This window comes from Amorphoplanes digitatis, assembly GCF_014205335.1.
Lineage (GTDB): Bacteria > Actinomycetota > Actinomycetes > Mycobacteriales > Micromonosporaceae > Actinoplanes > Actinoplanes digitatus.
Genome location: NZ_JACHNH010000001.1, coordinates 335,036 through 360,630 on the forward strand (window position 1 = coordinate 335,036; position 25,595 = coordinate 360,630).

A 25,595-nucleotide genomic window follows, 5' to 3' on the forward strand; every position below is an offset into this window, starting at 1 on the left:
GAGAGTAAGTGGTGATTCGGCCCCGGTGCAAGATCTTGTTAAATAGATGATCTTGCTCCATGCTTCGCGGCGTCTTGAAAGTTTGCTGTGGGAGCGGGGGCTCACTGTGAGACGACGTATCGCTGTCGTCACTGCACTTGCCGTGGGGATGTCATTGGGCGTCCCGCCGGAGGTGGTTCCGGAGAACGCGGGGTGGCCCGTTTCGGGGCTGCTGTCGGCGTTGCGGCAGCCGGCGGCGCTGGCCGCCGTCACCGGCCTGCCGATGCAGAAGTGGGCGCGCGACGCCGAGCACCGTGACCACTACGCGTCCGGCGACAAGACGCGGGCGAACGGTGGTGCCGGCCGGGCGCCGGGCCGCGGGAAGGGCGTTGTCGATCCCGCGCCGCCGCCGCAGGAGGCCCCGAAGAAGTGGACCGCGCCGGAGAAGTCCGGCGCCGGCAGCTTCGACGCGAAGACCAGCGAGCGCCTGCCCAAGAAGTCGACCGCCCTCATCGACGAGTTCAAGAACGCCGACGGCTCGATCACCCGCCAGATCCACAAGTCGCGGACCAACTACCGGGCCGCCGACGGGTCGTACCAGCCGATCGACACCACCCTGATCCGGCGCGGAGACCGCCTGGAGATGGGCGCGAACTCCATCGACGTGACCCTGGGCGCACGCGGCGCCGACGACTCCGCCCCCTCGTCGTCGGTCTCCCCGTCCGCCGCGGCCATCCCGTCCACTCAGGCGGCACCGCCCGCTCCGCGGGTGAAGCGGGTGAAGTCGGCGGATGAGGCGCTGGCGTCGGTGACGACCGCCTCGGGTCACACGATGGCCTACGACCTGGCCGGCGCGGCGGATGTGGCGGCGGTCGTCGACGGTTCCACCGCGACGTACCCGGAGATCCTGCCGGACACCGACCTCGAGCTGAGGACGGTCAGCGACGGTCTCAAGGAGACCATTGTCCTGAATACACCGGCGGCCGGGAACGAGTGGGTGTTCCCGCTGCGGCTGGAGGGCCTGACCGCGCGAGAGATGGACGACGGCTCGCTCGAGCTGGTCGCCGCCGACGGCAAGGTCGCCATGTACGTGCCGGCGGGTTACATGCAGGACTCCAAGGTCGACCCGCAGTCGGGTCTGCCCGCCCGGTCGTGGGACGTGGAGTACGACCTCATCACCGTCGACGGCGGCCAGGCGCTGAAGGTGACCGCCGACGCGGCGTGGCTGAACGACCCGGCCCGGCAGTATCCGGTGCGGATCGACCCGACGACATGGCAGACCAAGGACACCGGCGACATCTTCGTCGACAACAACGACGCCACCAAGCAGCACAACGGCGACGATCTTCCGGTCGGCACGTACAACAGCGGCACACACAAGTCGCGGTCGTTCATCCACTTCGATGAATTCGACAACGACGGCCTGACCGGCACGCAGATCAAGTCGGCGAAGCTCTTCCTGTTCCACACCTGGTCGTACAACTGCACCAGCCACGAGCCGGTCTACGTGCGGCGGATCACCGAGCCCTGGACCGTCGCGAGCATGGAGGACAACGGCACCCTGGCGAAGGGGCCGAGCTACTCCGGGGCGATCGGCACGATGACGATCACCAACAACTATCCCGCGTGTGAGAACACCGGCTCCAACGCCGGAAAGGGCGCCTGGCGCTCGGTGTCGCTGAACACCGCGACCTTCAACGCCTGGTCCAGCGGATCGATGCCCAACTACGGCCTGGCGCTGACCGCGTCGGAGACCGACTCGACCGCGTTCAAGCGTTTCACCTCGGGCAACTACGGTGACTCCGCGACCGACCCGTACCTTGAAGTGACCTACGACTACAACGAGCCGCCGCAGGTCAACGAGCAGTACCCGGCTTACGGGCAGGCCGTGCGGACGCTGTCGCCGGAGCTGCTGGCCGACGCGCACGACGCGGACAACTGGCCGAAGTCGCTGAAGTACGAGTTCATCTTCTACGACAAGGACGCCAAGACCCAGGTCTTCACCTCGGGTGCGATCTCGAAGAAGTCCTGGATCGTCCCGGCCGGGAAGCTGAAGTGGGGCGAGTCGTACTACTGGACCGTCAAGGTCTCCGACGGTCTGCTGGACAACGCCAAGTACCTGACGAAGCATCTGCTCGTCACGCCGGTGCCGCAGCCCTCGATCACCTCGGGGTTGTCGCAGAACGCCGAACAGGGCTTCGACTCGGTCATCGGCAACTACACCACCTCCAGCCGCGACGCGATGATCAACACCGTCGGCCCGGCGCTGGAGGTCGTCCGGTCGTACAACAGCATCGACCCGCGCGTCGGCCAGGCATTCGGCGCGGGCTGGTCCAGCGTGGTGGATGCCAAGGCCGTCGAGGCGAACGTCACGGGACCGAGCGGGACGAGCGTCGTCAACACGGTGGTGGTCACCTACCCCAACGGGCGGGAGCTGGCCTTCGGCCGTAATCACGACGGCACGTTCTCCTCGCCCGCGGGACGCGCCGCCACCTTCACCGCGATCGGCACCGAGGGCTACAGGCTGGTCGAGAAGGACGGCACCACCTACGACTTCCTTCAGAAGGTCGCGACCGGCCGGTTCGCGCTGAAGGCGATCAAGGACGTCTCCGGCCGGGAGGAGACCTTCGCCTACAACAACAACCTGCTGACGACGATCAAGTCCGCGTCGGGCCGGACCCTGGACTTCTACTGGAGCGAGACGACTCCCAAGCACGTCGAGTACGTGGCCACCGATCCGGTCACGCCGGGCGACTGGGACTCGGTGAACACCTGGTGGTACCAGTACACCGACAACTCCCTGACCAAGGTGTGTCCCCCGACGAACTGGGGTGACTGCCACGCGTACCAGTACACCTCGGGCAGCCTGTTCCAGACCGCGGTGGACAACTCCAAGCCGCACTCCTACTGGCGGCTGACGGAGACCAGCGGCACCACGGCCGAAAGCTCGGTCCTGGACAACGTCGGCACCGACAACGGCGCCTACAGCAACGTGACGCTCGGCCAGCCCGGCCCGCTGGCCGGGTCCACCGCGACGGCGGCCGGCTTCAACGGCACGTCGTCGCAGGTGAGGCTGCCGGCGAACCTGGACGGGGACTCCACCAACCAGGCCATCAGCATGTGGTTCAAGACGCCCAACGGCGCCGGCGACGGCGTCCTGTACGGGCAGTCCTGGGAGCCGACGACCTCGACGGCGACCACCACCAAGGGCGCATACAACCCGACGCTGTACGTAGGCACGGACGGCAAGCTCGTCGGCGGCTTCCCCAAGGCGCCGAAGCTGGGCGCGTCGCTGGGCACCCTGATGGCGTACGGGCAGGGGCAGTGCCTCACGGTGCCCGGCAACTCCTCGGCGAACGGCGTCCGGCTCGCGCTCGCCAACTGCACCGGGGCGGCCAACCAGGTGTTCACCTGGACCGCCACCCGGGAGCTGCGGGTCACCACCGGCGGCGTGGTCAAGTGCCTGGACGCCGAGGGCGAGGGCTTCACCAACGGCGTCGACGTCATCACCTACGACTGCAACGGGCAGTCGAACCAGCAGTGGGAGGTCAAGGCCGACGGTCAGATCGTCGCGTACGCGTCGGGCCTGTGCCTGGACTCGGTGGGTACGGGCCTCCCGACCCAGCTGAACGCGGAGATGCAGATCTGGGCCTGTTTCAAGCAGCGCACGGCGGACCAGGCATACCTGTCCCGGGTGCACACGCCGATGCAGTCCACGGCGAGCGTTGCCGACAACAACTGGCACCACGTGGTGCTCTCCACCACCGGCAACAAGCAGGAGCTGTACCTCGACGGCAATCGCGTCGCCGTCGACGAGACCGGCGTGACCGTCCAGGACATGAGCGCGGTCAGCTCGTACGTCGGTTCCGGTTTCCTCGGCGGTGGCTGGCCGAACCAGTCGCACGTCAACACGAGCAGCAACCTCGGTACCAAGGATCACTTCAACGGCTCGATCGCCGAGGTGGCGTACTACGACACCGCGGTCGACAAGGCGATGGTGGACGACATCTGGGCCGCCCGGCTCCCGGTCCGCCCGCTGACGCGGGTGATCCGTCCGTCGACGCAGTCCACCGCGGTGGTCGCGTACGACGGTGCCACCGGCCGGGTCAGTCAGCTGACCGACGGCAACGGCACCGCGTGGAAGCCGAAGAAGCCGACGGTGACCAAGACGACGAAGGTTCATGAGAGTGCGGTCCTGAGCGGCGCGCCGACGAACTACTGGCGGCTGTCGGACACCGGTACCCAGGACGCGGTGAACGAGGTCAACGGCGGAACCGCCACCTATAACAACGTCACGACCGGCTCGGTGCCCGGCCCGCTCGGCGGGTCCACCACCGCCGCGACGTTCAACGGCAGCAACTCCCACGTGGCCCTGCCGGCCGGGGTGCACCCGGACGGGACCAACTCCGTCTCGATGTGGTTCAACACGACGGACCACGGACCCCTGCTCGGCAGGTCCGAGACCTTTCAATTCCTGAGCATCCCGACGATGTGGATCGACTCCGACGGCGAGTTGCGTGGGTTGTCACCGTCCACGCCGGCCACCGGCCCAATGAGCTCCCAGGTCGCGGGCAAGTGTCTCGACGTCCAGGGCGGCACTTCCGAGAACAGCACGCCGATCCAGCTGTACACCTGCAACGGCAGCGCCGCACAGACCTGGACTATCGAGTCGGGCTCCAGTTCCTCCGTCGCCGTCCGCGCCCTCGACAAGTGTCTCGACATCCGCGGTGGTTCCACGGCCGACGGCGCCGCGATTCAGCTCTACACCTGCAACGGCAGCGCCGCACAGCTGTGGGATCCGATGGGCGGCGGACTGCGGAACCCGGCATCGGGGAAATGCGTGTCCATCAACCCGACCTCGGGCAAGTACGTCGACGGGACCGACGCGCTTCTCTACCCCTGCGCCTTGGACCGGGCGAACGGATGGAAGCTGGGGGTGGCCAGCCACAAGGCGGTCAACGACGGCAAGTGGCACCACGCGGTGCTGACCACCGCCGGCAACACCCAGACGCTGTACCTGGACGGCACCAAGATCCAGTGGGCGGGCGGGAGGACCCTGACTCCAGCCACCCCCCAGCCCGCATACAGCCTCGGCACGTCGGGCGCCTCGATGTGGGCCGGAATGGCCGGCGCCACGAGGGACTTCACCGGGCACATCGCCGAGGTCGCGTTCTACGCCGCGGAGCTGGATCCGACCCAGATCTCCAACCAGTTCAAGGCCCGCAACGCCGCCCAGTCGAACGGCTCGGGCGAGGTGAACTACGCGGTCGAGGGTCCGAAGAGCACCACGACCACCACCGTGTACGACCTGGTGTACAGCCGGAAGATCGCCGACGTCGACGCGCTCGGGAACATGACCCGGTACGGCTACAGCGGCAAGGGTCACCTGCGGACGGTCACCGACCCCATGGGCAACATGACCATCAACGAGCACGACGTGCGGGGCAACGTCGTCGCGGCGACCACCTGCCAGGACCGCTCCGAGAACAAGTGCTCGACGAGCTACACGAGCTACTACCCGGACGCGACCACGGAGAACCCGGCACCCAACCTCATCAACGACCGGGTGATGACCCAGCGTGGCTTCGGGTCGACGTCGGCCACCGACGACACCTACCTGACCACGTACACCTATGACGGTCAGGGCAACCGCATCGGCATGGTCGACCCGCTCAAGGGCAAGACGACCATCGCCTACACCGACGGCACCACGGCCGGCAGGACGGCCGGCGGCTATGGCGCCGACCCCGCGCCGGCCAACCTGCCGTGGCGGGTCGTCAAGCCCGACGGCGGCGTGCAGACCATCCTGTACTACCCCAGCGGCGACGTCGCCGAGACGACCGACCCGGCCGGCATGGTCACCCGGTACGAATACGACGGGCTGGGCCGCACCACCAAGGAGATCGAGGTCGTCGCCGGCGTCGCCGGCCCGACCACGACCTTCGCGCACGACCGGCTGGACCGGGTGGTCACGGTGACCAATGCCGCGGTGACCAACGCCGTCAACGGGGATGTACACACGCCGGTCACGTCGCTGACCTACAACGTCGACGGTCTGCTGACCTCGGAGGTCGCGTCGGACGCCACCGGCGGCGACGCGTCCCGGACGGTGACGTACGGCTACGACGGCTTCGGCCGGCGAGTCACCGAGACCGACGAGCTGGGCAACACTGTCGAGACGGGCTACGACGAGTACGGCCGGGTGAATCGGCAGAAACACGCGGACGACAGCACGGTTCGTACCGAGTACGACGCCCTCGGCAACGAGCTCGCGACGATCGTCGAGGGCTACATCGGCGACCCGCACTCGCCGTCACCCGCGGCGAACCTCACCGTGCGGTCGATGACGTACGACAAGGCCGGCCGGCTCGCATCGGAATTCGTGTCGGAAGCGGACACGGACGGCGACGGGGACGAGGACGGCTACACCAACGACTACACGTACACGGACAACAACCTGCTGGCGTCGGTGACCCGGCGCGATCCGGAGACCGGTGCGTCGTTCCTCATGGAGCGCAATACCTACGACGCCGCCGGAAACGTGATAAAGCAGGTCACCAACAACGGCCAGACCACGACCACGCGGACCTACGACGCCGCGGGCCGGAGCACGGCCGCGACCCTGGACCTCCCCGAGGAGCCCGGAGACCAGGCCGGGGCCCGTGACCGGACCACCGCCTACCGGTACTCGTTCGAGGACGAGGTGATCGGAACCACCCTCTCCGAGGGCAGCACGGTGCTGGGCAGGTCCGAGGCGATGTTCGACCGGCTCGGCCGGCTGCGGCAGCAGACCACGTACCTGTCGGACGGTCTGACGCCGACCATGCGGTGGAAGATGGACCAGACCTCGGGTCCGACCACCGCCGACTCGGCCGGTAACAACACCGGCGAGGTGAACGGCGCGGTCACCTGGTCCAGCGAGCGCGGCGGGTCCGCCTCGTTCAACGGCAGCTCCGCCTCGATCATCGGTCAGCCGGTGGTGAACGCGCAGCAGCCGTACACGGTCAGCGCCTGGGTCAACCTCGGTGCCCGGGACCTCGACCGCCATGTCCTGGGTATGGCCGGTGACATCGGCAGCTCCGCGCTGAAGCTGTTCTTCAACAAGACCACCGAGACCTGGCAGATCGCCATGGCGGTCCGCAACCCGGACGCCAGCACCACCTGGCTCAACAGCTCCACCACGGTGAAGGCGGCGTCCAACGCGTGGACGCACCTCGCGGTCACCGTCGACCCGGTTCCGGCCAACCGGACCGCGACGCTGTACGTGGACGGCACGGCCACCGCGACGATCTCGACGACGAAGGACTTCAACAACCGGGCGACCGGCCTGCGGATCGGCTCGGAGACCGACACCACCGGCGCCTTCTCCGGCCGGATCGACGACGTGCAGGCGTACCAGAAGGTGCTGACCCCGGCCGAGGTCGGTCAGCTGAAGTCCGGCGCCGCGCCGGCGAACGACGCCCGGGTGAGCCGCACCACCTACGGCCTCACCGAGGACGGTTCGATCAAGTCGGTGACCGACCCGCGGGGTAACACCGCCTACATCACCAACGACGAGGTCGGCCGCGCGGTCGTGACCTCCTCACCCGCCGTGAACACGGTGGTCGAGGAGGGTGCCCCGGCCCTGACCGTGTCGGAGACCCTGGTCGGTTACAACACGTTCGGTGAGGTCACCGAGCAGCAGGACGCGAACGACAAGGTGACGACCTTCCGGTACGACGGCGTTGGTCAGCTGGTGGAGAGCGAGCTGCCCAGTTACACGCCGAAGGCCGGAAGCGCGCCGATCGTGGCGAAGACGACCGCCGAGTACAACGAGGTCGGACAGGTGGTCGCCACCACCGACCCGCTGAACGCCACGACCCGGTACGAGTACGACCAGTTCGGCCGGACGGTGAAGGTCACCGCGCCGGACTCCGGGATCACCCGGTACTCGTACAGCATCAACGGCGACGTGCTCCGGCACACGGACCCGAACGGGGCCTCGGTCGGCTCAACCTACGACTACCTGGGCCGGACCCTGAAGTCCACCCAGGCGGTCCGCCAGGCATCGGCGTCGTACAGCACCGAATACGCCTACGGCACGAACGGGGAGAGCCCGTGGCCGACGAAGGTGACCTCGCCCGGCCGTGTGACGACCCAGGCCACCTACAACGCCGCCGGCGAGCAGGTCACCGTCACCGACGGGGCTACCAAGGTCACCAAGATGCGCTACGACGGCGCGGGCCGGCCGGTCAGGACGACCGCGCCCGACCAGACCTACACCACGGTCGCGTACGACTTCGCCGGCCGGGCGCTCAGCACGTCCGATTACTCGAAGACCGACGTGCTGCTGCGCACGCGGTCGCAGAGGTACGACGCCGCTGGTAACACGGTGGCGGCAACGGATGCCTACAACCGCGAGAAGACGTTCACCTACGACGCGGCAGGCCGGCTGGAGTCGCAGCGCGAGCCGATCAGCGGGTCTGACGCGATCGTCACGAGGTTCGGCTACGACAAGGCCGGGAATCAGACCCGGTTCAGCAACGACGACCGGGGCACCAACTTCATCACCACGTACAACGAGTGGGGTCTGCCCGCGAAGCAGATCGAGCCCGCCACGGCCGGCAACCCGAACGACCGGACCTTCACCATGCTGTACGACGCGGGTGGCCGGCTGACGCGAATGGAATCGCCGGGCGGGGTGACGGTCACCTCCGACTACGACGTGATGGGCCGGCTCAAGCGGAGCTCGGGCACCGGCGCACAGGTGGCCACGACCGACCGGGAATACGAGTACGACCAGGTCGGCCGGATGACCTCGTTCACCGGCTCGGCGGGCAAGAACACCGTGCAGTACGACGACCGCGGTCTGATCACGTCGATCGCCGGGGTCTCGGGTGCGTCGTCGTACACGTACAACGACGACGGGGCGCTTGCCACGCGCGTCGACGGTGCGGGGACGACGTCCTACGGCTACGACGAGGCCGGCCGGCTCAAGACCCTGGCCAACGCCACCGCCGGGATCAGCCAGTCGTACGGCTACGACGAGACCTCACAGGTGACGTCGATCTCGTACGGCGGCGGCAACAAGCGGTCCTTGGGCTACAACGACCTGCACCAGCTGGAAACCGACGAGGTGAAGACCTCCGCCGAGGCCAGCATCGGCAAGATCGCGTACGAGTGGGACCGCAACGACAACCTCACCAAGAAGACGACCACCGGATTCAACGGCGCGTCGACGAACACCTACAGCTATGACTTCGCCGGCCGGATGATCGGCTGGGACAACGGGGTCACCCCGGTGGTCTACGCCTACGACAAGGCCGGCAACCGGGTGCAGGCGGGCGCCAAGACGTTCACCTACAACGAGCGCAACCAGCTGGTGAGCGACTCGGCCGGGACGACCTACCAGTACACGGCCCGGGGCACGCTGGCCGCCACCACCGTCAACGGTCAGCAGACGAACACCGTCACCGACGCGTTCAACCAGGTCGTGTCCCAGGGCGCGAAGAACGGATCGACGGCGAGCTACACCTACGACGGCCTGGGCCGGATGATCCAGCCGAGCCTCAAGTACACCGGGCTCAGCAACGACATCGCCGCGGACGGCACCAGCGTCTACGTCCGGGATGTCGCCGACGGCCTGGTCGGTGTGGCCTCCGGCAGCACCTACCGGTACGCCTGGACCGACATCCACGACGACGTGGTCGGCGAGTTCGCCGGCAACGGCACCGCGCTGACCGGTTCGGTGTCCTACGACCCGTGGGGCAAGATCCTCGCCGGCGGTGGGATGGTCGGCAAGCTCGGCTACCAGTCCGAGTGGACCGATCAGGGCACCGGCAAGGTCAACATGTGGTCGCGCTGGTACGACCCGGAGACCGGAGCGTTCGACACTCGCGACACCGCGACGAACAGCCCGACGCCGACGTCGGGCGCGGCCAACCGGTACGCGTACGCCGAGGGCGACCCCCTGGGCAACACCGACACCACCGGCAACGCGGTGGACGGCAAGTGCGGTGAGTACGACTTCGCGTGCGCGATGAAGAAGTACCAGGCCCAACTCGCGGACTACACCAGCGCGATGGATCAGCGGGACCGCGACATGAAGGCCGCCGGTGGCGAGATCGCCCGCCAGGAGGCCGACTTCCAGCGCGCCGAGCGGGAGAGCCAGACGCCGCTGCTCGACATCCTGCTCCAGGTCGGCATCGGAATGCTGCTCGACATGATCGGCTACAACGCGATCGTCGGGTGCATCGGCGGCAGCATCTGGGACTGCGTCGACCTTGCGTCCAACTTCCTGGGCCCGATCAAGGCCCTCAAGCTGGCGAAGTCCCTCTACCGTGCGGTCGACCGGGCGTTCTCCGGCTATCGCATGTGGAAGCGCGTTGTTGAGGGCGCCCGGACCGTCATGCGGCATACGCAGAACCTGCTTCAGCAGGCACGCAAGCATCTGAACGACGTGATGCAGAAGTTGCCGAAGAAGCCCAAGATGCCGAAGAAGAAGAAAAAGCCGCCGACAAAGAAGAAGCCGAAGCCGAAGAAGCAGAAGCAGGAGAAGCCGAAGGCCTCCACGCAGGCGACGAAGCCGAAGCCGCAGACCAAGGCGCGGAACGACTCGAAGCCGAACAACGCCAAGCCGAAGAAGCAGGAGCGGCAGCAGGAGCGCCAGCGAGACCGAGACCGAGATCGGGACGAGCCTCAGGAGGCCGATCGACCCGAAACGGCCTCGTGCCACAGCTTCGACCCGGCGACCCGGGTGCTGATGGCCGACGGCACGATCCGGCCGATCTCCGAGGTCAATGTCGGCGACGAGGTGCGGGCCAAGGACCCTGCCACGGGTGACGAAGGTGCGCGGCAGGTCACCGAGCTGCACTCCAACCGCGACATTGAACTGACCGACGTCACGGTCTCGGACCGGCCGGCCGGCGAGAAGGCCGACAAGTCTGTTGGCGAAGGCAAGGGAGGCCGCAGCACCCGCGGGCCTACCGAGGCGGTGCTCGAGACCACGGCGTACCACCCCTTCTGGGACGCCACCGCGGGCAAGTGGGTCGACGCGGCCGATCTCGTCGAGGGCAAGTCGACCCTGGTCGGCCCCGACGGTGAGATCCAGTACGTCATCGACGTCCACGCGTTCGACGGCTCCAAGGTCATGCGCGACCTCACCGTCGCCGAGATCCACACGTACTACGTAATCGCCGGCAACGAACCAGTCCTCGTGCACAACTGCGGCTCCGACGATGAGTTGCAGGAGCTCGCGAACGAACTGGGTGACACGGCCACGGAATACCAGAAGCTAGCGGGCACCGAGTGGGACGTGCAGAACAAGACGTCGGCTGCGATACGTGCCCAGTTCCCCGACGGGAAAGGTGGGTGGAACGAGGCTACCGTCGTGGGCAGCAGCGGCGACGGTATGAGTCTGGGGCAGATTTCGTTGGCGAGACGAAAGGGGCATATTGCGGTCGAGGACAATATCGAAGGGTTGACCCACGCGGAACACAACATCCTTCTCCGTATCCATCAAATGGGCGGACGGCCCATTGCGGGTGCCGCGTCGAGGAGTGTCTGTCGACCCGGTCCGTGCGGTGAGATGATCAGGGCGACTGCCGGTAGAATCTCGGGTCAGGTCTACTCGCGTGAGCGCGGTTTCAAGATCCGCACGTTCTATTGGCCAGGTTCGCGAAGGTGTAAGTGTTGAACATAGACGAGTTCGCCGTTGTCGCATCGCGGGAGCAGGCCGCCCTGTTCTCGGCGGCATGCGCCGAAAGGTCGAGCGGAATCCTCTTCTGGACGGTGTCCAGTTCGGGTCGGCCCGCCGATCTCGATCGCTATGTGAGAACTCTGGACATGCTCTGGGTGCCGGACTTTGAAGACCGCTCGGTCTATGAGTCGCAACGGCGTGAGTTGGAGGGGATGCATGAGATGGTGGTCGGTGACGAACTCACCGGCCCCTCCGCCCTGGCACTTTATTCTGTCGTCACACTGCATTCTGCGCTGAAAGTGATCGCCACGGGATCGACGGACGCGATATTGGAGTGTTCGATGGCGGCTCGGAACGCCGCCTTCAGGGCTCAGAGGCGCTTGAATGTCCCCCTTCTTGTTGCCGAGGAACGATATCAGGACGATGATGTCAATGATTTGGTCACCGGCGGCGGTGTGGATTCTTTAAGGGTCCGTGCGCAGCAAAATGGGAGAGACCGCTTCGATTTGATGTATGCGGCGTATTCGTCTTCTTGATTCCGACTCTGGTCGTAGTCGACGGCGTTCGCCGGCAGCGGTCCTTTCCCTACGTCGGTGGCAACAGCTATGGCCTTGGCTCGGCACGCTGTCGGCGCACTCGGATCGGTTGGTCGACGAGGAGCGGCGCTTCCTCCAGGGCCTGTCCTGCGCGCTTCGACCGGCAATGGCGGCTCGGGTTCTGGGGGCCCTGTGTCGACGTTCGCGTGTGCGTCCTGTTATTGACGGTGTAGGGGTTACGACCGTTCGGTTGTGTTGGGCGGGTTGCGCTGGATCATGGCGGCATGACGTCGTTCATCGCGCAGCTCAGCGACTCGCACATCACCACCGGGCCGCTGGGCGGGGGCCCCGCCGCCGGGCTGCAGCTCGCACTCTCCAGAGTTATGGCCCTCGATCCGTTGCCCGACTGCGTCGTCATCACCGGCGATCTCACCGATCACGGCCGGCCCGACGAGTACGCGGCGCTGCTGGAGATCATCGGGAGCTTTCCGCTGCCGCTGCACCTGACCACCGGCAACCATGACGACCGGGACGCGATGCTCGACGCCGTCGGCGGCGAGGCGTACTACTCCGTCGACTATCCGGAGTTCACGCTCGTGGCGCTGGACTCGCTGATTCCCGGCTCTCCGGCGGGGCGGCTCGGCGACGCGCAGCTGTCCTGGCTGGACGAGGTGCTGCGGCGCCGGCCGGACGTGCCGGCGCTGGTCGGCCTGCATCATCCGCCGATGCCGGTCGGCATCCGCTTCCTCGACGGCATGCGGCTGCTCGACGGGGACGACCTGCGCAAGGTCGTCGCCGGCCATCCCCACGTCGCGCGGGTCATGGCCGGGCATGTGCACCGGTCGATCACCGCGGGCTTCGCCGGCAGCGTGCTCACCGTCGCGCCGAGTCTGTGGCGGCAGGCGGGGCTGCTCTTCGGCTCCGACGAGCCGCCCGGCTACATCGCCGAGCCCACCGGCTTTCTGCTGCACATGATCGAGGGGGATGACTGCGTAACCCACAGCGTTCAGGTCAGTCATACCGCCGCCCTGCTCGGCGCATACTGACCGCCGCTCGGCGCACGAGATCAATAGATGTCGCACCCTGGAGATACGGTCAACATGGCTGCGAGAGGAACTGACCATGATCGACCACGTCGTCCTCGGGGTGCATCACCTCGACGAGAGCAAGCACTTCTATGAGAATGCCCTGCGCCCGCTCGGCATCAAGATCGTGGTCGACGAGGCGAAGCTGATCGGGTTCGCCGCCGACAGCGGTCACCCGTTCTTCTGGCTGGCGCTGCGGGAGCCGACCCGCCGCGTGCACGTCGCCTTCACCGCTCCGGATCGGGCCTCGGTCGACGCGTTCCACGCGGCCGCGCTGCGCTCCGGCGGCGTCGACAACGGGCCGCCCGGCGTGCGCCCGGACTATCACTCGGACTACTACGGTGCGTTCGCCTTCGACGCCGACGGCAACAACGTCGAGGCGGTCTGCCACCGCGCGGCCTGAGACCGAGCCCCTGGCCGGGAGCGGAAACTGGCGAAATGCGAGTCCTGCTACTTTTAGGTGGTATTCCTGGAGTGTCTCCAGGAGGTGACCGCCATGTCCGCGCCCCTGCCCAGCAACGAAGCCGACCGACTCGCCGCGCTCTACGAACTGCACGTGCTCGACACCCCGGCCGAGAGGGACTTCGACGACATCGTCAAGCTCGCCGCGACCGTCTGCGCCGTGCCCATGTCGCTGATCAGCCTGATCGACGTCGATCGCCAGTGGTTCAAGGCCAAGATCGGCACCGAACTGACCGAGACCCCGCGCGACATGTCGTTCGGCGCGCACGCGATCCTCGGCGACGACCTGCTCGTCGTGCCGGACACCCGCGAGGATCCCCGGTTCGCCGGCAACCCGACGGTCGAGCGCAGCGACGGCGTCCGGTTCTACGCGGGTGCGCCGCTGGTCACCAGCGACGGATTCGCCGTCGGCACGCTCTGTATCTTCGACTCGGTGCCGCGCCGGCTCGACACCGAGCAGCTCCAGGTGCTGCGGGCGCTGGCCCGGCAGGTCACCTCGCAGCTGGAGATGCGCCGCTACGCCACCGCGCTGGTCAACACCACCGCGCGGCTGCAAGAGCTGGAGCGGCGCAAGGACGAGCTGGCCGGGCTGGTCGGCGGCGAGCTGCGGGCGCCGCTGCGGCTGATGCGCTCCTATCTGGCCGATCTCGGCAACACCGGGATGCACGACGCGGAGCAGGCCGAGCTCGTCGGCCGGGCGACCGCGGCGCACGTGCGCGGGCTCAGCGACCTGCTCGATCACCTGGCCTCGATGGCCGACGCCGGGCACGGCATGGACAGCCTGCACATGCGGGAGATCGATCTGACCCGGCTGACCCAGCGGGCGGTGGAGGCGGTCCGGCCGATCGCGACGACCAAACAGATCTGGATCCTCAACCAGGCCGGCGGCCCGTCGATGCCGATCATCGCTGATCCCGTACGCCTGGAGCAGGTACTCACGCACCTGCTCTTCGCGGCGGTCAAGTACACGCCGGCGGGCGGCCGGGTGCGGGTCGGCACGGAGATGGAGTCCGGCCCGACGGTACGGCTTGACGACATGGACATGCCCGGCGGAATGCGCCCCGAGCTGTTCCCGCACCTGTACTACGGCGCGCTCGCCGACCCGGGTCTCGTACCCGGACCGGACCGCGGCCTGGCCGTCGCCAAGCGGATCCTCGACGCGCACCACGCGACGGTGGCGCTCTCGGACCGCCCGGGCGACGGCACCTCGCTGCACGTGGTCTTCCCGGTCGCCGAACGCGAACTGGTCGACGCTTAGCGCGTGTGAGGGCCCCGCACCCGCCCGGCTGCAGTTCGGGCGGGTGCGGGGCCCCGTTACGCCCCGCGGGTGAACACGGGACCGGAGCCGCCGGCCGGGGGCGAGCCGGCCGACGGGAGTTCGTCGGCGTCGTACCGGTCGTCGTCGTACTGGTGATCACCGCGGTACGGATGATCGCTGTCGTAGTGCGGAACGCTCTGCGCCGGTACCGGCGGGCGGGCCGTCGCCCGGCCGGCCGCCGGATGGTCCGGGTCGGCCGACTGGTCCAGCACCGGCGGCCAGGTGTCGACCGCGGGCGCGAGGTCCGGTACGGGTACGGGCGGCGCGGGCGGCGCCGCCTCGGCGCTCCGTGCGCCGCCGAGCCCGGCGCGGTGCAGCTTGTGCCAGCGCAGCCGGCCGCCGGTCATGGCCGTCAGCGCGGACTGGATCAGCACCAGGTACATCAGCTGCCGGTACGCGAACTGTTGCAGCGGTAGCCGCCACAGCGGGCGCATCGACTCGTTGTCGAAGCGGAACGCCACGGCCGCGGTGAAGAGTTGCAGCGCGAGCATCAGGCCCCACGCGACCACCGTCGCGCTGAGCTCCCAGAAGACCAGCCCGTAGACGAGCATGATGTCCACGACGGGTGCGAGCAGCGGCAGCGCCACCCCGAACAGGGCCAGGAACGGCAGGCCGACGCGGCCGAAACGGCCCGAGTCGCCGGAGTCCGTCAGCGCCTTGCGGTGCTTCCACATCGCCTGCATGGTCCCGTAGCTCCACCGGTACCGCTGGCGATAGAGCTGCTCGAGGGTCGTCGGCGCCTCGGTCCACGCCTTGGCCCGCTCCTCGTAGACGACCCGCCACCCGGCCCGGCACAGCGCCATGGTGACGTCGGTGTCCTCGGCGAGGGTCTCGTCGCTGACCCCGCCGACCTCGGCCAGTGCCACGCGGCGGAACGCGCCGATCGCGCCGGGCACGGTCGGCATGCAGTTGAGTACCTCGTAGAGGCGGCGGTCGAGGTTGAAGCCGATCACGTACTCGATGTGCTGCCACGCCGCGACCAGGGTCTGCCGGTTGCCGACCTTGACGTTGCCGGCCACCGCGCCGACCGCCGGGCTGGCGAACGGCTGCACCAGCATCCGGATCGAGTCGGGCTCGAAGATGGTGTCGCCGTCGACGGTGACGATGATGTCGTGGCGGGCCAGCGCGATCCCGGTGTTGAGTGCGTTGGACTTGCCGCCGTTCGGCACCCGGACGACCCGCACGTTGGGCAGGCCGAGCCGCTCCACGATCGCCGCGGTGTCGTCGGTGCTGCCGTCGTCGACGACCACGACCTCGATCTCCGGGTAGTCACCGCCGGCCAGGGACCGGACGGCGGCCTCGATGCCCTCCTTCTCGTTGTAGGCGGGCACGATGACCGAGACGGGCTCGGTGACCGGCGGGCCCCAGGACCAGTCGGGCCGGCGGCGCTGCCGGGCGTGCCGGGTGGCGAGCAGCAGCAGCAACGCCGTACGCCCGATGGTCAGCAGCCCGACCACCAGGAAGAGGCCGGCCAGCCCCCAGACCAGGCCGTCCGCCAGCCGTACCGTCCAGAACAGCCCGGAGCCGCGCAGCCGGTCGGTCGAGGCGGCAACGGGGTTTACCGGGAGCAGCGGCAGAGCGACGGTCTGGTCCTTCTCCTGCTCGGCGATCGAGAGGTTCAGGCCCTCAGTGACCGTGGTGAAGCGGTAGCCGCGCGCCTTCATCGCCGGGATGAAGACCTTGAGCGCCGCCAGGGTCTGTGCCCGGTCGCCGCCGGCGTCGTGGAACAGGATGACCGCGGAGGAGTCACCGTGCGGTGTGGCCTGCTCGACGATCTGCGCGACGCCGGGGCGCTGCCAGTCCTCGCTGTCGATGTCGTTGACCACGACCAGGTAGCCGTGCTTGCCGGCCTCCTTGATGATCTTCCAGTTGACCTCGTCGATCGCCTGCGGCTTCGACGAGTACGGGAAGCGGACCAGGTTCGTGCGCACGTTCGCGGCCCGGGCGATGGCGACCTGGGTCTGTGACAGCTCGAGGTTGCGCCGCCACGGCGCGATGCGCTGCATGTTGGGGTGGGTGAACGTGTGCAGCCCGAGTTCGTTGCCGTCGGTGGTGATCTGCTTGGTCAGCTCCGGGTGGCGGGCGACCTCGGAGCCGACGACGAAGAACGTGCCGTGCGCGTCGTTCTCCCGCAGGACGTCGAGCACCTTCGGCGTCCACTGTGGGTCGGGGCCGTCGTCGAAGGTGAGCGCGATGGTGCGTTCGGGCAGCCGGCTGGAGCTCTCCTGGCCGCCGGTGGTGTTGATGATCGGGCCGCCGCCGCGGATCGTCGCGGGCACCCCGGCCTGGTCGCCGACCTCGGATTCGAGGTGGTCGCTGGTGAACTCGGCGTTGATGTACGCCTGCACCACCAGCACGCCGACGAAGACGCTGATCAGCAGGACGCCGAGCAGGACGCGTGGCGGCGGCAGCAGGCGGCTCCGGGCCCGGTTGCGGTTGCGGTTACGGCGGGCCGGCGGGCGGGTCACGGGGTGGCCTCGGCGCTGGGGTCCGGTCCAGGATCTGGCTTCGGCTCGGGCTTCGGCTCCGGCTTCGGCTCGGGCTTCGGCTCGGGCTTCGGCTTCGGGGTGCTCGCCGGCGCCGGGTCGGCGGGGTCGGGGTCTTCGGCCGGTGGCGGCGGCGGGACCACGGGATCGCTACCCGGGCTCCCGCCACCGCCCGATCCGCCGCCGCCGTTGGCCGGGGGCTGCGCCGGCGGGGTGGGCGGGGCCGGCGGGGCCGGATCGGTGGTGGTCTCGACGGGGTCCGGGGTTGCCGGCGGGGTCGTCCCCGACTCGGCGGGTTTGGGGGTGGTCGGCTTGGTCGTGGGCTTGGTCGACGTCGGCGCGGGCGACGGGCTCCGGGACGGATCGGGAGACTCGGACGACGACCGTGGCGTGACGGAACCGGCCTCGACCGTCCGGCCGCCCGGCGCGCCGCGACGAGGGAAGACCTCGAGGATGGGCCGCGCGGCGGGCGTGGTGGTGACCGGTACCGGGGTCGGGCTGGGCCGGGCCAGGACGACGTCCTTCTCGTCGCCGCTGTCTGCCAGCCCGGGCAGGGGTAGGGGCAGGACGGCGCTGGAACTGACCGGTCCGCCGGCCAGGCTGACGCTGATGAGTCCCCCATAAACCATGCAGAGGGCACCGAAGCCGTACGCGACCCGCCGCAGCAGGCGCCGACGGCGTCCGGTCGAGTCCACGAACACCGGCGAGGGGAGCGCGACATCGATCACCTGTGTGTCAGGGATGTCGACGTCGGCGAATGGCGGGTTATTGGGCTCCTGCAATGTCACGCGGCGAGCTTAAGAACATCTACCGAGATCTTGATCGGAGTCACCGGATCTGATGACGTACGAAGGGTGGGGCCGGAATCGTCCGAAACGGTGGCTACTTGCGTTTGACCTGATGGGCAAGTTGTGTGCAAGGATTTTCGCGGACACCCGCTGACCTGCGGACAACATCACCGATCTTAAAGGTTACGCCGCTTTGGCCCGCGATTTATTGTCTAATTGCCGACTCATTCGAAAGGCATTACCCGAATGGTATTCACGATGCGATAAGTGGCATTGAAACCAATATAGCGGATTGTCCACTTTGTCGCACGTGGCCTGCCGAGACGTCCCTGTTCACGGTCTGGTCGTTAGTTGGCAACAAGATTCCCGATAACTGAGTATGGCCACCCGTTGTGTCCGCCATCGGCGGTGGTTAAGCTTCATCTTGCGCGCTCCTATCGCCCGCTTCCCCCGTGGCAGGCGATCGGGGCGCGCACCTATTCGATAAAGAAACGCCCGTCGCGCGAAGCGGCGGGCGTTTCTATCGTTTCAATTCCCCGCCGGCGAGATCGTCCCCGCCGGCGGGCCGGTCAGATCCAGCGGCTGCCCAGCCACATGCGCGACGACCAGTCCTCATAGGGGATGAGCTGCCCGATGAAGATCGGGTGGAACCACGCGAAGCAGAGCGCCACGAGCAGCACGTAGACGCCGACCGCGATCGTGCCGATCAGCTGCCGGTCGGAGCGCCCGGAGCCGGTGACCATCCCGGTCGACGGCGTCATGATCGCCCCGAGGGCGTAGGTGACGGCCAGGATCAGGAACGGCAGCGCCGGCAGCACGTAGAACGCGAACATCGTCCGGCCGTCGGCCACCGCGAAGTAGAACCACGGCAGCAGGCCGGCGACCACGCCGGTGCCGATGGCGAACGCGCGCCAGTCCCGCCGGGCGATGCCGAACCAGACCAGGGCGGCCAGCGCGGGCAGGAACGACCACCACAGGATCGGCGTGCCGAGCAGCAGGATCTCGGCGGCGCAGCTGGGCGCGCCGCAGCTGCCGTTGCCGTTCCAGTAGAACGCGACCGGGCGGCCCAGCAGCAGCCACTGCCACGGCCACGACTGGTACACGTGCCGGTCGGTCAGCCCGCTGTGGAAGTCGTACGCCTGGGCGTGGTAGTGCACGAGGTTGAGCAGTGCGCCGAGGATCGGCGGCTCGCTGAGGCCGTTCGCCTCGCGGTAGTGCCGGAAGTAGCCGGTGTCCGTGACGAACCAGCCGGTCCAGGTGGCGACGTAGAAGATGATCGTCAGAACGAAGCTGAGGATCAGGTAGCCCAGATCGCCGAGGATGCCGCTCAGGAACGCCCGGCGCACGCCGGCCGAGCGGCGGGCCTGCACCCGCCAGACCACGACCAGCATGGCGAAGAACGGCGCGAAGAACAGCGCGCTCCACTTCACCCCGCAGGCCAGCCCGAACAGCACACCCGACGTGAGCAGCCACCACGGGAAGATCCAGGGGAGCCCGCGCAGGTTGTCCGCCGGGTCGTAGCCGCGCTCCAGCGCCCGCAGCCACCGCCGCCGGTAATGGTCGCGGTCCAGCACCAGCGCCGCGAACGTGGCCAGGATGAACAGGCCGAGGAAGATGTCGAGCAGCGACGTGCGGGACAGCACCAGCTGGAAGCCGTCGAGCGCCATCAGCAGGCCAGCGATCCCGGCCAGCACGATCGAGTGGAACAGCCGGTACGCGACCCGGATCAGAATCAGGATCATGAGCGTGCCGGCGATCGCGCCCGAGATGCGCCAGCCGAACTCGTTGTTGCCGAACGCCTTCTCGCCGAGCGCGATCAGCCACTTGCCGAGGGGCGGATGCACCACGTACGCGGGCCCGTTGGTCTTCTCGTCCCACTCCACGCCGTGGTGCAGCATGTCCCAAGCGTCGGTCGGGTAGTACACCTCGTCGAAGATGTAGCCCTTGGGACGGCTGAGGCCGGCCAGCCGCAGGATCGCCGCGACCGCGACGACCAGCGCGGTGATCAGCCACGAGTAGGGGTTCCACCAGCGGTCCAGCGTCGCGAGCCGACGGCGGACGGCGTCGGGCACACCGGTGAGGCCGCCGGCCGCCGCGTCGGGTGGCCGCTCGTCCGCGGTGGCGGGTTCGGGGGTGTCGGTGTCAGCTGTCGCCGAAGTCACCCCGCGATCGTAGGCTGCGGCGGAAGAGCACGGCGCCCGGAGCCCACGCGACTTCATGTGATGGACTTCTCCGGTGGTGGAGACGGGTACGGGCCGGGTCGTACTGGTCGGCGCGCCGCTGGGCAACGTCGGCGACGCCTCCGCCCGGCTGCGGGAGATTCTGGCGACGGCGGACGTAATCGCGGCCGAGGACACCCGGCGCCTGCTCCGCCTCGCCCGGGACCTCGACGTCACCGTCGCCGGCCGCATCGTGTCGTATTTCGAGGGCAACGAGGAGCGCCGGACCCCCGACCTGGTCGAGGCGCTGCGGGGCGGCGCGGTGGTCGCGGTCGTCACCGACGGCGGCATGCCGAGCGTCTCGGATCCGGGATACCGCCTGGTCCGGGCCGCGCTGGACGCCGGCTTCGCGGTCACCGCGGCACCCGGGCCCAGCGCGGTGACCACCGCGCTGGCGCTGTCCGGCCTGCCCAGCGACCGGTTCTGCTTCGAGGGTTTCCTGCCGCGCACCGGCTCGGGGCGTCGTTCCCGGCTGCGCGAGCTGGCCGCCGAGCCGCGCACGCTCGTCTTCTTCGAGGCGCCGCACCGGATCACCGCGGCCCTGACCGACCTCGCCGCGACCCTCGGCGCCGAGCGCGACGCCGCGGTCTGCCGCGAGCTGACGAAGACCTACGAGGAGATCCGCCGGGGCCCGCTGGGTGAGCTCGCCGAGTGGGCGGCCGAGGCCGGGCCGCGAGGGGAGATCACCGTGGTGGTCGCCGGCGCGCCGGCCGGGCCGGCCGAGCGGCCGGCCGACGAGGAGCTACGCGCGGCGGTAGCCGAGCGCGAGGCCGGCGGCGCCTCCCGGCGCGACGCCATCCAGGCCGTCGCCGACGCGTACGGCCTGCGCAAGCGCGAGGTGTACGCGCTGGTGCACGCTCAATAGGCGGCGGCGAGGAACCCCGCCAGCAGCACCAGCGGGCCCGCGATGCTGATCAGCAGCGCGCCGTGCCGGGCCCGGGCGGTGTCCAGCCGGCGCGCACCGGTCAGCCCGGCGATGCCCAGCCCGCAGACCAGCAACAGCACGAGGCCGAGCGCCCAGCGCAGGTGCACCAGCATGCCGGTGCTCCCGACGTACGCCTGGCGGCTGTCGCCGCTGACCATCCGGGCCGGCGCGATCGAGCCGGTGGCGCGCCGGTCGGGCTCGACGCCGAGCAGGGTCAGGTCGTCCACCCGGTAGGCGCCGCCCGCGGCGGTGAACTGCCCCGTGCAGCGCTGGGTGACCCCCGAGCCCGTGCACCGCAGGACGGTGGCGGAGCCCCGGTCGCCGTGTCCGGCCGCGAGCCAGAGCGGCTCGGCGCTCACCCAGGCGAAGAAGGCGGCGACCAGCCCGAGGGCCAGCAGGCCGAGCAGGCCCGTCGCCGGGCGGCGCGGGTTGCGGGGGCCGCGCCGGGACCGCCGGGCGGCGCCGGCGGGCCGCCCGGGGTCGTCCAGCGCCGGCAGGCCTGCCGCCGGGCCCTCCTCGCCGGCCCGCCAGAACGGCGAAGTCTCGAGCAGGGCGGTGGTGCGCTCCTGGCGTACCCGGTCCTGTAGCGCGCGGTCCGCCCGGGCACCGTCCTCGCGGCCCCGGCCGAACCGGGGCAGCCCGGAGGGCGGCTGGCCCGGCACGGCGCCGCGCTCCAGGGCCACCGTCGGCCGGTCGCGGTCCGGCTCGGGCAGGATCATCACGTCCGGCGCCTCGCCCGCCGCAGGCTCGGGGTCGAGGGCGGCGTAGGCGGTGCTGTCGCCCCCGGTGTTGAAGCGCTCGGCGTCGACGTCCTCGTGGTGCTGCTCGACGCCCTTGGCGTCGGGGTCGACGGCGGGTTCGGGTTCGGGTAGTTCCTCGCGCTCGGTCTCCGGGCGCGTTGGCGCGGCGAGGACGTTCAGGGCCGCGGCCACGTCCTGCACCCCGGCGAGGTGGGCCTCGGCGAGCTCGGGCGCGACCGCCTCGGGTGTTTCGAGCGCCGGGTCGCCCCCCGGCGCCGAGCGGGGGCGTAGGTGCGCGCCCGGCGGGTCGGCGTACGACCACGGGCCGCCCTCGTTGTGAGGCGTTTCCCCAGGTTGTGGCGCGTCACCCGTCATGTCTCCCATTGGACTACGGGTACCCGCGGTGATCAGGTAGATACTCGGGCGTGTCGGGACAAATTGGTCAGGTCGCCGGGTGTTCGCACGGCCGGGGCGGCGGTCACTACTCTTGGGCACCATGAGCCACGTTCTCGCCGCGGTCGCCTGGCCTTACGCCAACGGCCCGCGCCACATCGGTCATGTCTCCGGCTTCGGGGTGCCCTCCGACGTTTTCAGCCGGTACATGCGGATGTCCGGCCACGATGTGCTCATGGTCTCGGGCACCGACGAGCACGGCACGCCGATCCAGGTGCAGGCCGACGCGGACGGCGTCACGCCCCGCGAGCTCGCCGACCGCTACAACCGGGTGATCGTCGAGGACCTGTGCGGCCTCGGGCTCTCCTACGACCTGTTCACCCGGACCACCACCCGCAACCACTACGCGGTCGTGCAGGAGCTGTTCACCGGCCTCTACGAGAACGGCTACATCGTCCCCAAGACCACGCTGGGCGCGATCTCCCCGTCGACCGGGCGCACGCTGCCGGACCGCTACATCGAGGGCACCTGCCCCATCTGCGGCTACGAGAGCGCCCGTGGCGACCAGTGCGACAACTGCGGCAACCAGCTCGACCCCGAGCAGCTGATCAACCCGCGCTCGCGGATCAACGGCGAGACGCCGCAGTTCGTGGAGACCGAGCACTTCTTCCTCGACCTGCCGGCCTTCGCCCAGTCGCTGGGCAAGTGGCTGGACGCGCGCGAGGGCTGGCGCCCCAACGTGCTGAAGTTCTCCCGCAACCTGCTCGACGACCTCCAGCCCCGTGCCATCACCCGCGACCTCGAGTGGGGCATCCCGATCCCGCTCGACGGCTGGCGGGACCGCGGCGACAAGCGCATCTACGTGTGGTTCGACGCGGTCATCGGCTACCTGTCGGCGTCGATCGAGTGGGCCCGCCGCTCCGGCGACCCGGAGGCGTGGCGGCGGTGGTGGTCGGCCGACGCGCAGGGCAAGGACGCGCTCGGCTACTACTTCATGGGCAAGGACAACATCGTCTTCCACTCGGTGATCTGGCCGTCGCTGCTGCTCGGCTACTCGGGAGCGGGCGACAAGGGCGGCAACCCCGGCTCGCTGGGCGCCCTGAACCTGCCCACCGAGGTCGTGTCGAGCGAGTACCTGACGATGGAGGGCCGCAAGTTCTCCTCGTCGCGCAAGGTGGTCATCTACGTCCGCGACTTCCTGGAGCGCTACGACGCCGACGCGCTGCGGTACTTCATCGCCGCCGCCGGCCCGGAGTCCAACGACACCGACTTCACCTGGGCGGAGTTCGTCCGGCGCAACAACGACGAGCTCGTCGCCGGCTGGGGCAACCTGGTCAACCGGTCGATCTCGATGGCGGCCAAGAACTTCGGCGAGATCCCGCCGGCGCTGGACCTGACGGCCGACGACCTCGCCCTGCTGGAGACGGCGAAGGCCGGCTTCGCCGCGGTCGGCGACCTGATCGGCAAGCACCGCCAGAAGGCGGCGATCGGCGAGGCCATGCGCGTCGTCGCCGAGGCGAACAAGTACCTCTCCGACCAGGCGCCGTGGAAGCTCAAGGCCGCCGAGGAGAAGCCGCGGATGGGCACCGTACTGCACGTGGCGCTCCAGGTCGTCAGCGACGCGAACACGCTGCTGACCCCGTTCCTGCCGCACTCGGCGCAGAAGGTGCACGAGCTGCTCGGCGGCTCGGGCGTGCACGCGCCGATGCCGTCCATCGTGGAGGTCGAGGACCTCGACGGCGGCCCGGGCTACCCGGTGCTGACCGGCGACTACACCGTCGGCGCGCGCTGGGAGTCGGTGCCGCTGGTCGCCGGAACGCCGCTGGCGGCACCGAAGCCGGTGTTCCGCAAGCTCGACCCGTCGGTGGTCGAGGAGGAGCTGGAGCGCCTCGGCTCCTAGAGCACGTAAGGGAACTCGGCGATGTGGTGGTCGGTCAGCTCGCGTACCGGCGCCCAGACCTCGTAGACACCGCGTTCGTAGCACCGGGCGCCGACGGCGGAGACCGCGTCGGCGTCCGGCCGTATCAGGCGCAGGCGTGCCCAGTTGTCGTCGCGTTGCAGCACCCAGCAGCCGACGGTGCGCCACTGCGCCTGCTCGGCCCGGCGGCTCAGCGTGGTCACCGGATAGCGGGCGGCGCGGGTCAGCGCGCGGACCCGGAACTCCTCCGGCGGGTCGGCGACGGCCTGGTACTCGTGGTCGTTGATCCGGCCGACCAGCCGCGCCGCCCCGGCGTCCGAGCACGGCACGTACTCGCGGTCCGGGCTCACGCCGGGAAGGCCGTCCAGCAGGTGCCGCCAGCGCGGCCCGGCCAGCCGCAGCCAGCCGTGCTGCTCGGGCTGGTACGTGTAGAGCACCACCTCGTCGCCGGTGCCCGGGTACGCGAGCAGCTGCGCGTTGGCGGGCAGCGGCAGGTCGGCGAAGCCCGCCGTGACGAACTCGGGGATCAGGTCGATGGTGCTCGGCGTGAAGCCGGTGCCGAGCACCATCGGGCCGATCCGGGAGTGCGCCGGCAGCGCCGGCAGCCCGCTCTGCACCTCGCCCATCGGGATCTCGTAGTCGATCGGGTCGACCGCGCGCCAGCGCAGCGCGAACGCCACGTCGGCCTCGCCGGTGCCGTCCGTGCGCAGCAGCCCGAGCTCGGCCGGGGTGCGCAGGTGCGCGATGTCGCAGGCGCGGTAGCAGAAGCCGTACGGCAGCCAGCCGGCCAGGTGGCCGGCGAGCTGGGTGGCGGAGATGACCTTCGTCATCCGGGTGCCGCGGCGGATGGCGGCCGTGTGCCGGATCGCTTGCAGCACCGCGTCGTCCTGGTGCCCGGCGGACTGGGTCATGGCCTGGACCCGGTCCCAGGTCAGATCGCGGCGCAGCGGCGCCATCAGGGGCGGCTCGAGGGGGTCGGTGTCGACGGTTGTGTCCTCACCGGTCACGGTCACGGGCTGAAGTTAGGCCCCGAGGATGGATTCCTGGTGAACGCAGGGTGACCCGCAGT

At 69.2% G+C, this 25,595-nt stretch carries 12 protein-coding genes; 7 read left to right on the plus strand and 5 right to left on the minus strand.

Going from position 1 to position 25,595, the window contains the following annotated elements:
• Positions 1 to 148: 148 nt before the first annotated feature.
• From BJ971_RS01630 to BJ971_RS01650, 5 genes are all read left to right on the plus strand, one after another.
• Positions 149 to 11,653 (plus strand): ricin-type beta-trefoil lectin domain protein, encoded by an 11,505-nt coding sequence (locus BJ971_RS01630; protein ID WP_239087478.1) that lies wholly within the window; start codon positions 149 to 151, stop codon positions 11,651 to 11,653.
• Positions 11,650 to 12,192 carry a hypothetical protein gene (locus BJ971_RS01635; RefSeq protein ID WP_184988907.1) on the plus strand — a complete coding sequence of 181 codons (543 nt, stop codon included), beginning with the start codon at positions 11,650 to 11,652 and terminating at the stop codon, positions 12,190 to 12,192. The genes BJ971_RS01630 and BJ971_RS01635 overlap by 4 nt, the downstream gene beginning before the upstream one ends.
• Positions 12,193 to 12,476: 284 nt before the next feature.
• The gene (locus BJ971_RS01640; RefSeq protein WP_184988910.1) at positions 12,477 to 13,238 is read left to right on the plus strand and encodes a phosphodiesterase; all 762 of its coding nucleotides are present in this window, start codon (positions 12,477 to 12,479) and stop codon (positions 13,236 to 13,238) included.
• 76 nt (positions 13,239 to 13,314) lie between these two features.
• On the plus strand, positions 13,315 to 13,680 hold the full coding sequence (locus BJ971_RS01645; protein ID WP_184988913.1) for a VOC family protein: 366 nt from the start codon (positions 13,315 to 13,317) through the stop codon (positions 13,678 to 13,680).
• Positions 13,681 to 13,773: 93 nt separating this feature from the next.
• Positions 13,774 to 14,997, plus strand: a complete 1,224-nt coding sequence (locus BJ971_RS01650) for a GAF domain-containing sensor histidine kinase (protein WP_184988916.1) — start codon at positions 13,774 to 13,776, stop codon at positions 14,995 to 14,997.
• A gap of 56 nt (positions 14,998 to 15,053) precedes the next feature.
• Here the strand turns inward: BJ971_RS01650 and BJ971_RS01655 are convergent, their stop codons facing one another.
• The 3 genes from BJ971_RS01655 to BJ971_RS01665 form a co-directional block, all read right to left on the minus strand.
• Positions 15,054 to 17,525 carry a bifunctional polysaccharide deacetylase/glycosyltransferase family 2 protein gene (locus BJ971_RS01655; RefSeq protein ID WP_184988918.1) on the minus strand — a complete coding sequence of 824 codons (2,472 nt, stop codon included), beginning with the start codon at positions 17,523 to 17,525 and terminating at the stop codon, positions 15,054 to 15,056.
• Positions 17,522 to 18,331: a hypothetical protein gene (locus BJ971_RS01660; RefSeq protein ID WP_184988921.1), complete on the minus strand. Its 810-nt coding sequence runs from the start codon at positions 18,329 to 18,331 to the stop codon at positions 17,522 to 17,524. Before BJ971_RS01660 ends, BJ971_RS01655 begins: the two co-directional genes overlap by 4 nt.
• A 569-nt stretch (positions 18,332 to 18,900) precedes the next feature.
• Entirely contained in the window at positions 18,901 to 20,493 is a 1,593-nt protein-coding gene (locus BJ971_RS01665; RefSeq protein ID WP_377884672.1) for a dolichyl-phosphate-mannose--protein mannosyltransferase, read from the minus strand.
• Between the two features lie 73 nt (positions 20,494 to 20,566).
• Here BJ971_RS01665 and rsmI point away from each other — a divergent pair, with 73 nt between their 5' ends.
• Positions 20,567 to 21,415 carry a 16S rRNA (cytidine(1402)-2'-O)-methyltransferase gene (rsmI, locus tag BJ971_RS01670; protein ID WP_184988927.1) on the plus strand — a complete coding sequence of 283 codons (849 nt, stop codon included), beginning with the start codon at positions 20,567 to 20,569 and terminating at the stop codon, positions 21,413 to 21,415.
• Here rsmI and BJ971_RS01675 read toward each other — a convergent pair.
• Positions 21,409 to 22,590: a hypothetical protein gene (locus BJ971_RS01675; RefSeq protein ID WP_184988930.1), complete on the minus strand. Its 1,182-nt coding sequence runs from the start codon at positions 22,588 to 22,590 to the stop codon at positions 21,409 to 21,411. The two genes, rsmI and BJ971_RS01675, sit on opposite strands and share 7 nt — an antisense overlap.
• 121 nt (positions 22,591 to 22,711) lie before the next feature.
• Here BJ971_RS01675 and metG point away from each other — a divergent pair, with 121 nt between their 5' ends.
• The gene (gene metG, locus BJ971_RS01680; RefSeq protein ID WP_184988934.1) at positions 22,712 to 24,508 is read left to right on the plus strand and encodes a methionine--tRNA ligase; all 1,797 of its coding nucleotides are present in this window, start codon (positions 22,712 to 22,714) and stop codon (positions 24,506 to 24,508) included.
• Here the strand turns inward: metG and BJ971_RS01685 are convergent.
• Positions 24,505 to 25,539, minus strand: coding sequence for a hypothetical protein (locus tag BJ971_RS01685; protein WP_184988938.1), 1,035 nt, complete (start codon positions 25,537 to 25,539; stop codon positions 24,505 to 24,507). The genes metG and BJ971_RS01685 overlap by 4 nt on opposite strands.
• Positions 25,540 to 25,595: the final 56 nt, after the last annotated feature.

Bases quoted from the DNA above. Each gene is read 5' to 3' on its own strand.
- BJ971_RS01630 (WP_239087478.1), top strand. From the start codon at position 149: ATGTCATTGGGCGTCCCGCCGGAGGTGGTTCCGGAGAACGCGGGGTGG.
- BJ971_RS01640 (WP_184988910.1), top strand. From the start codon at position 12,477: ATGACGTCGTTCATCGCGCAGCTCAGCGACTCGCACATCACCACCGGG.
- BJ971_RS01645 (WP_184988913.1), top strand. From the start codon at position 13,315: ATGATCGACCACGTCGTCCTCGGGGTGCATCACCTCGACGAGAGCAAG.
- BJ971_RS01650 (WP_184988916.1), top strand. From the start codon at position 13,774: ATGTCCGCGCCCCTGCCCAGCAACGAAGCCGACCGACTCGCCGCGCTC.
- BJ971_RS01675 (WP_184988930.1), bottom strand. From the start codon at position 22,590: ATGACGGGTGACGCGCCACAACCTGGGGAAACGCCTCACAACGAGGGC.
- metG (WP_184988934.1), top strand. From the start codon at position 22,712: ATGAGCCACGTTCTCGCCGCGGTCGCCTGGCCTTACGCCAACGGCCCG.